Origin of the sequence: Intrasporangium sp. (genome assembly GCF_036566125.1) — a bacterium.
In the GTDB taxonomy this organism is placed as follows: Bacteria; Actinomycetota; Actinomycetes; order Actinomycetales; family Dermatophilaceae; genus Intrasporangium.
In genome coordinates this window covers 1-5,912 of record NZ_DATCWX010000331.1, presented here as the reverse complement: position 1 = coordinate 5,912, position 5,912 = coordinate 1, and the positions used below count along the sequence as shown (strand labels likewise).

Below are 5,912 nucleotides of genomic sequence, written 5' to 3'. Positions count from 1 at the left end.
GCGCCCACTGCCGACCGCGGCTCCCGGTCGCCATCCACCACGCGACGCGTGGTACGCCGCACACTGGCCGTCACCGCGGCCGCGGCCTTGATTGGCGTCGGCTCGATCGCGCTCCCGAACTACTTCGGCAGCAGCCAGGCGCTCGCGTGGTCCGCGACCCCGCAGACGCTCACCGATGCACAGTCACGAGAGGCGCAGCAGGCGTGTGACGCCCATGTACGCGACTCCAAGGCGAACATGACCGGGACCGATCTGTCGGGCCTGCGCCCGGTGATCACGGAATTGCGCGGATCGCTGGTGCTCGTCTACGAGACGGACTCGAAGCCCGCGTCGAGCGACGTGACGTGCTATGTCCGAGATGGTCGCGTGGTTGCAGCCGGTGGCAGCGCGGCAACCACCCAGAGCGAGCCGCTGCCCCCGCTGGCGGCGAACTCAGTGCACGGCGACCTTGGCGCCGTCTACAGCACGCCGGCGGGGAGCATCCGCGGCGTCACAGGGAGTGTCGGTTCTGACGTCGTCGGGGTGGTCCTCGACACCGTGGCGAAGGGCCCAGTGACGGCGACGGTGCGGGAGGGCCACTTTGCCGCGTGGTGGCCTGACGCGCCGACGAACGAGGTCCAGGAGAAAGCGCTCACAGCCCCGGAGATCACCGGTGCGGTCGTGACGCTCCGGGACGGGACGTCGCGTCGAGTCACCGTCGAGGAGCTGAGCGACCGCACGACCGAGGAGCTCGCTCGGCAGGACACCGGCGGTTCGGCCGACGGCCGCTGAGCCGGTTGGCTGAACTGCGTGTGACCCAACCACTCGCAAAGCCTGTATGCCGCTGGGAGCCAGCCCAGCGGCATACGGCTGAGCGGTCGCCCCCTCGACGATCAAGTACGCCCGATCGAGGCGCGAACTTGAGCGCCAAGTCGGGGGACGCGCGTCATGCACGTCACCCGGCGGTCTGGCCAAGTGCGTCGACCGCGTCAGAACCGCACTGACTGAAGATGTTCACCTGCCGTCTTGTTCACCGAGGACGACACGCTGGCTGGGTTCCTGCGGGCCGGGCGCCGTGGCTGGCTGTTGAGACCGGGCCTCTCGGGACGGATCCAGCTGGGCCAACAGGGGTTGAAGAAGGTTGACGGGCAGGGGAATCAAGGTCGTTGAGGTGCTGGCGTTGCTGATCTCTATCAGGGTCTGCAGATACCGCAATTGAAGCGTTGCGGAATTGCGGCTCATCACATCGGCCGCGTCGGCGAGCCGCGTGGACGCCTGGAACTCGCCCTCAGCATTGATGACCTTTGCGCGACGCTCTCTTTCAGCCTCGGCCTGGCGGGCGATGGCTCGCTGCATGGAGTCGGGCACATCGACGTCCTTGATCTCAACGATCGACACCTTGACTCCCCAAGGCTCGGTCTGTTGGTCGATGACCTTCTGCAGGTCTTCGTTGAGCCGCTCACGCTCGGCCAACAGGGTGTCGAGCTCGGCCTTGCCAAGTACGGCACGCAGCGAGGTCTGCGCGATCTGGCTGGTGGCCGCAACGTAGTCCTCCACCTCCACGATCGCCCGGTTGGCATCGATGACCCTGAAGTACGCCACCGCCGTGACCCGCACTGGGACGTTGTCCCGGGTGATGACGTCCTGTGGAGGAACATTCATGGTGATCACGCGCAGGCTGACCCGCACCATCCGGTCCACGACCGGGATCAACAGGATCAGTCCAGGGTCCTTGAGCTCGATGAGTCGGCCGAGTCGGAAGACGACTCCACGCTCGTACTCGCGCAGCACGCGGACTGATGCACTCAGCGCCGCCAAGAAGATCAGCGCGATGATGATGATGACGATGACGGCGCTTTGCATGCCGGCGTCACTTCCCTTGGGTGTAGAGCGGGCGTACAGAAAGCGTCAACCCGTCGAGCGTCTCGACAGTGACTCTCTCCCCGGGAATTGGTCGTGAGTCCTGCCAGTCCCCGGAGAGGACGGCGCGCCAGAGGGTCCCGTCGGCCACGACCTGTCCCTCCTCGTGGTTCCAGGTGCGCACGGTGGCCACGGTTCCGATCAGCGCCGTGGGCCCGGTGCGGGGGGACTGATTGCCAGCCGCGACGACCTTGCGTGCCATCAGCATGATCCCGAGTACGCCAAGCACCGCCAGCACCACCGCGACCGGAATCGTGAGCACGAGGGGCGCGCCCGAACCCGCCATGATCAAGCCGACACCGGCAGCTACGGCCATCACACCCGCCACCGCAAGCACGCCTCCGGTCGAGGCGTGCGCCTCGATGACCACCACGGCGAGCCCCGCGAGGACAACGATCAAACCGAGGACGACCACGGCGAACACCTCTTCTGCCGGACGAGTCCTTCTTCACGGGCCCGGCTCCAACCGGCTCGAGCTGAAGTCCGGCTACAACCCGAGGGTACCTCTGGAGTCTGAGGGACGCCGCGCGCCCTGCGGGGTCGCATCACTCCGCCCAAGACACCGGAGGCGGCTGAGTCAAGCGCGCCGCACAACTGCGACGCACAGGGGAGCGGCCGACCAGATCCCAGCGGCATACGCTCCAGTGATGATCTCCCGTTGGAGGTCGCGGAGCTTCAGCCGCTTTCCGGCGCCGTGACCCTTCGGGACGTTGACGTAACGCTCGATGAACCGGATCCGGCGCTTGGCGCGGTCAGTCGGCCAGCCCTTGAGGTCGAGGGGTGGGACGGTGACGGCGGCCTTCGGGCCAGCCTTGAGAGCCTTCATGGCAGGGTCCTGACATGGCAACTCACAAGATTGCACTCCCGAACAACCAGATCATTGAGCTCAAGGGAATCGTTGAAATCCGCGAGCACGGCGTGCTTCACGTCAATCCTGACGACGCGCCGAGTTACTACCTGAGTCCCACAGGATGGTGGTCTTGGGAGCCCACCAAGGGGACCGCAGAGGACGAAGCGAAGGATTGGGCGAGGATCGCGACCCAATAGAGACGCGGACTCTGCCTTCCCCGGGGGTCCGGAAGGAGGGCGAGGCGGGTCGACCCGCCCAGGTCTCGCCGCTCCTCGTCTCGCGTTGCAGCTGCGGCAGACGACGTCGACGTCCTCGAGGCGGATCGGCAGTCCGGCTTCCTTGCGTCGCCATGCTTCGGGCGAGTGGTCGGTCGTCAGGTCCTCGGTCGTGCCGCAGTCGGTACAGAACGGCTGTAGGCGACGGGCTCGCCGGGACAGTGCGGCCCAGGCCGAGTCGTAGCCTCGGCTCGTCGCGCTCGGCTTGGTGTCGCGCGGTCGGCAGTCGGTGCATCGTGCGGCCTCGGTGGGCTCGCCACAGTCGGCACAGGCCTTGAGGAGCATCACCAGACGACTCCGGATCTCGGCGGCGAGGTGAGGACTCGCGGGTCGAGCAGGCCCTTCATCGCGGGGATGTGCGGGCAGTCGGGGAATGTCACCTCGTCGCACTCGCAGGACCAGCCTTCGCGCGGCTGCCAGCGGACTGCGAAGCCGTCGACGGTGGCGAGGACGACGGGGCTCTTGGAGCGGATGCCCAGGATTCGGAGGATCTTGATCGTCATGAGGCGTTGCTCCTTTGGAGTGGTTTGGTGCCAGGAGCAGACGTCCGCACGGTTGCGGCAGGGTCGGCCGCTGGCCGTGGGCTGTCCGCAGAGGGCCGGCTCGGCACGCGGCATGGGCATGGCCTTGGGCATCCGTCGAGCGCGGGCCTCGGGGTCGATGATGTAGATCGCGGTGAGGCCGTGCCGAAGCGTGCGGACCTCTGGTTCGCCGGGGATCCGCAGGGGGAGCAGGTCGTCGTTCACGAGGCGTCCTTCTGGGTCAGGGTGTTGACTTGGCCGCAGACCTTGCACGGTCGCTCGAGGGTGAGGTCTGCCAGCTTGACGATCTGGCCACATCCCGAGGCGCAGAGAAGCGGCTGCTTGTCCGACTGCGAGCAGTAGCTCGAGTGGTTCTCCATGGGCTGGAAGCACTCCCCGCAGAAGTGCCGGTCGCTTCGGGCGGTCATCCAGGCGTCAGGGTTCGGCGCGGGCCGTGCTGCATCGAGGAGGCCGAGGAGCGTCTCGTCTCGGGCCACTGTCGTGATCCATGCTCGTGGGCTCCGGACGTTGTTGTCCGTGAGCATCTTCTGGACGTTCTTCAATCGCTCGTCTCTCGGCTCCAGGCCGAGAAGGTCAGCGACAAGCTCTTGGTCACGCGAGAGAGAGATGGGATCAGGAATGGGATAAGAGATTTGATTGGATAAGCCTCACGTACTGCTGGTGTCGCGAGACGTACTGCTGGACTGGCTCAGGGGTCCGGGAGACGTACTGCTGGACTGCACTAGAGGTCCGTCTCCCGTACTGCTGAGATCGTCCGGAATTACAAGGGCGTAGACGGTGGCCCCGTGCTGCTTCGCCTTCTGGACGACGACGAGCAGGCCCTTGGCGACCAGGCCCTTGAGGGCTCGGTGGGCGGCGTCGCGTGACAGCTTGGAGCGCTCGCGGAGCCGGTCGAGGGTGACCCAAGCGGTCCGCCCGTCGCCCGCATGGTCGGCGTAAATGGTCGCGACGAGCACTTCCAGCGGCTTGACGTCGCTCACCTAGACGGCTTCCATCCAGCGATGCCGCCACCACAGGCCGGTCGTCGACTCGGTCGTCAACGGCGGCTCCCTTCTGGTCAGTGGCTGATCGGACGGGGACGTCAGGCGGTCGCGGCCTCGTGATTCTTCTGGGACTCCTCGAGGACAAGGGCGTAGTCGACGCCTATCCGCTCGCAGAGGTCGCGGAGGGAGTCGAGGAATGCTTGGTAGCTGAGGACCGCGGCGGTGTCGTCGCCGTGGAGCGTCTGGCGGCGCATCTGGCAGGCGAGGCGGTCGAGGTCGACGAGGGCTTCGGTTCGGCCGTCCATGTCAGGCACCGGCCTTCTCGTCGGCGGCGAACTGGGCGTCGATCCAGTCCTCCACTTCCTGCTCCCGATAGAAAATCCGGCCCGAAATTTTCGCGGACCGGGGACCTGTGCCGTTGTGCCGCATCCAGCGGAGCTGTGCGGGAGAGCGGCGGAGCCGCTCTGCGACCTCGTCGAGCGTGAGCAACTTCTTGGGCCATCGTTGACCTCCAACATCAAGAGCGGAGGTCTCACGTAGAGGCGTGGATCAAGTCCATGACTGTGGAGGGGCTCGCGGCGTCGACGATCAAGACCAGGTTCGTGATTGTTCGCTCGGTGTTCCGGGCGGCGGTCAAGGACAAGGTCATCTCGTCCGACCCGGCCGAGGGAGTGGTCCTGCCTCGTCGGCGGAAGGCCGAGGTGGCGATGCGGATCCCCACTGTCGACGAGGTCGGGCGGCTGGTCGCCTGCGCCGACAGCAAGCGGGTCTCGAGCCGCAAGGGATTTCGGGCCTACGTCGCACTGTGCGCGTTCGCGGGGTTGCGGCTCGGCGAGGCGTCAGGTGTCCAGGTAGGTGACATTGACTTCCTGCGGCGAGAGCTGAAGGTGTCGCGGCAGATCCAGCGCGACGGGTCGGGATACAAGATCGCTCCACCGAAGTACGGCTCGGAGCGGGTTGTCTCGCTGCCCGATGACCTACGCACGATGCTGGCGGAGCACATAGCGACGACCACACCCGAAGGCGAGCTGGATCGGTGGCTCTTCACGATTGACGGCCAGCCGATGCACGACAACGCGGTGACGTGGCGCTGGAGGGCGACCCGGAAGTCGGCCGGTCTCTCATGGGCTCGGCTTCACGACTTGAGGCACTTCTATGCCAGCGGGCTGATCGCAGATGCGTGCAGCGTCGTGACGGTGCAGCGGGCGCTCGGGCATTCGACGGCGACGACAAACCTGAACACCTACGCGCACCTATGGCCAACCGCCGAGGACCAGACCCGCAATGCGGCGGCCGGCCTCATGCGGGCCGCACTGACGATTCCTGCGGACTCCCTGCGGACTGCGGAGCCGTAAACCGTGGC

The 5,912-nt window shown here is 66.4% G+C and carries 11 protein-coding genes; 3 read left to right on the top strand and 8 right to left on the bottom strand.

The genetic code is table 11. The features are described from left to right. The coding region (locus tag VIR15_RS19985) for a hypothetical protein (RefSeq protein WP_331931030.1) at positions 1-771 on the top strand (771 nt) is incomplete at its 5' end. Positions 772-993: 222 nt separating this feature from the next. Here VIR15_RS19985 and VIR15_RS19980 read toward each other — a convergent pair. The 3 genes from VIR15_RS19980 to VIR15_RS19970 all read right to left on the bottom strand — a co-directional run bounded on the left by VIR15_RS19980 (position 994) and on the right by VIR15_RS19970 (position 2,725). Beyond that, positions 994-1,842 (bottom strand): slipin family protein, encoded by an 849-nt coding sequence (locus VIR15_RS19980; protein WP_331931028.1) that lies wholly within the window; start codon positions 1,840-1,842, stop codon positions 994-996. A gap of 7 nt (positions 1,843-1,849) precedes the next feature. Further along, complete coding sequence (locus VIR15_RS19975) at positions 1,850-2,314, bottom strand: NfeD family protein (RefSeq protein ID WP_331931026.1); 465 nt, start codon at positions 2,312-2,314, stop codon at positions 1,850-1,852. A 162-nt stretch (positions 2,315-2,476) separates the two neighbouring features. Further along, the gene (locus VIR15_RS19970; RefSeq protein ID WP_331931024.1) at positions 2,477-2,725 is read right to left on the bottom strand and encodes a hypothetical protein; all 249 of its coding nucleotides are present in this window, start codon (positions 2,723-2,725) and stop codon (positions 2,477-2,479) included. Between the two features lie 14 nt (positions 2,726-2,739). Here VIR15_RS19970 and VIR15_RS19965 point away from each other — a divergent pair, with 14 nt between their 5' ends. Next, positions 2,740-2,946 carry a hypothetical protein gene (locus VIR15_RS19965; protein ID WP_331931022.1) on the top strand — a complete coding sequence of 69 codons (207 nt, stop codon included), beginning with the start codon at positions 2,740-2,742 and terminating at the stop codon, positions 2,944-2,946. Positions 2,947-3,308: 362 nt separating this feature from the next. Here the strand turns inward: VIR15_RS19965 and VIR15_RS19960 are convergent, their stop codons facing one another. From VIR15_RS19960 to VIR15_RS19940, 5 genes are all read right to left on the bottom strand, one after another. Beyond that, positions 3,309-3,770 carry a hypothetical protein gene (locus VIR15_RS19960; protein ID WP_331931020.1) on the bottom strand — a complete coding sequence of 154 codons (462 nt, stop codon included), beginning with the start codon at positions 3,768-3,770 and terminating at the stop codon, positions 3,309-3,311. Beyond that, positions 3,767-4,108: a hypothetical protein gene (locus VIR15_RS19955; RefSeq protein WP_331931018.1), complete on the bottom strand. Its 342-nt coding sequence runs from the start codon at positions 4,106-4,108 to the stop codon at positions 3,767-3,769. Before VIR15_RS19955 ends, VIR15_RS19960 begins: the two co-directional genes overlap by 4 nt. A 105-nt stretch (positions 4,109-4,213) precedes the next feature. Continuing rightward, positions 4,214-4,546: a helix-turn-helix domain-containing protein gene (locus tag VIR15_RS19950; RefSeq protein WP_331931016.1), complete on the bottom strand. Its 333-nt coding sequence runs from the start codon at positions 4,544-4,546 to the stop codon at positions 4,214-4,216. 101 nt (positions 4,547-4,647) lie between these two features. Further along, positions 4,648-4,854 (bottom strand): hypothetical protein, encoded by a 207-nt coding sequence (locus VIR15_RS19945; RefSeq protein ID WP_331931014.1) that lies wholly within the window; start codon positions 4,852-4,854, stop codon positions 4,648-4,650. 1 nt (position 4,855) lies between these two features. After that, complete coding sequence (locus VIR15_RS19940) at positions 4,856-5,038, bottom strand: helix-turn-helix transcriptional regulator (protein ID WP_331931012.1); 183 nt, start codon at positions 5,036-5,038, stop codon at positions 4,856-4,858. A 68-nt stretch (positions 5,039-5,106) separates the two neighbouring features. On the opposite strand from VIR15_RS19940, the gene VIR15_RS19935 reads away from it, so the two are divergent. Further along, positions 5,107-5,904, top strand: a complete 798-nt coding sequence (locus VIR15_RS19935; RefSeq protein ID WP_331931010.1) for a tyrosine-type recombinase/integrase — start codon at positions 5,107-5,109, stop codon at positions 5,902-5,904. The last annotated feature ends 8 nt before the right edge of the window (positions 5,905-5,912 follow it).

Excerpts from the sequence above, each read along its gene's own strand:
- VIR15_RS19980 (WP_331931028.1), bottom strand. The coding sequence starts at position 1,842 with ATGCAAAGCGCCGTCATCGTCATCATCATCATCGCGCTGATCTTCTTG.
- VIR15_RS19970 (WP_331931024.1), bottom strand. The coding sequence starts at position 2,725 with ATGAAGGCTCTCAAGGCTGGCCCGAAGGCCGCCGTCACCGTCCCACCC.
- VIR15_RS19945 (WP_331931014.1), bottom strand. The coding sequence starts at position 4,854 with ATGGACGGCCGAACCGAAGCCCTCGTCGACCTCGACCGCCTCGCCTGC.
- VIR15_RS19935 (WP_331931010.1), top strand. The coding sequence starts at position 5,107 with ATGACTGTGGAGGGGCTCGCGGCGTCGACGATCAAGACCAGGTTCGTG.
- VIR15_RS19965 (WP_331931022.1), top strand. The coding sequence starts at position 2,740 with ATGGCAACTCACAAGATTGCACTCCCGAACAACCAGATCATTGAGCTC.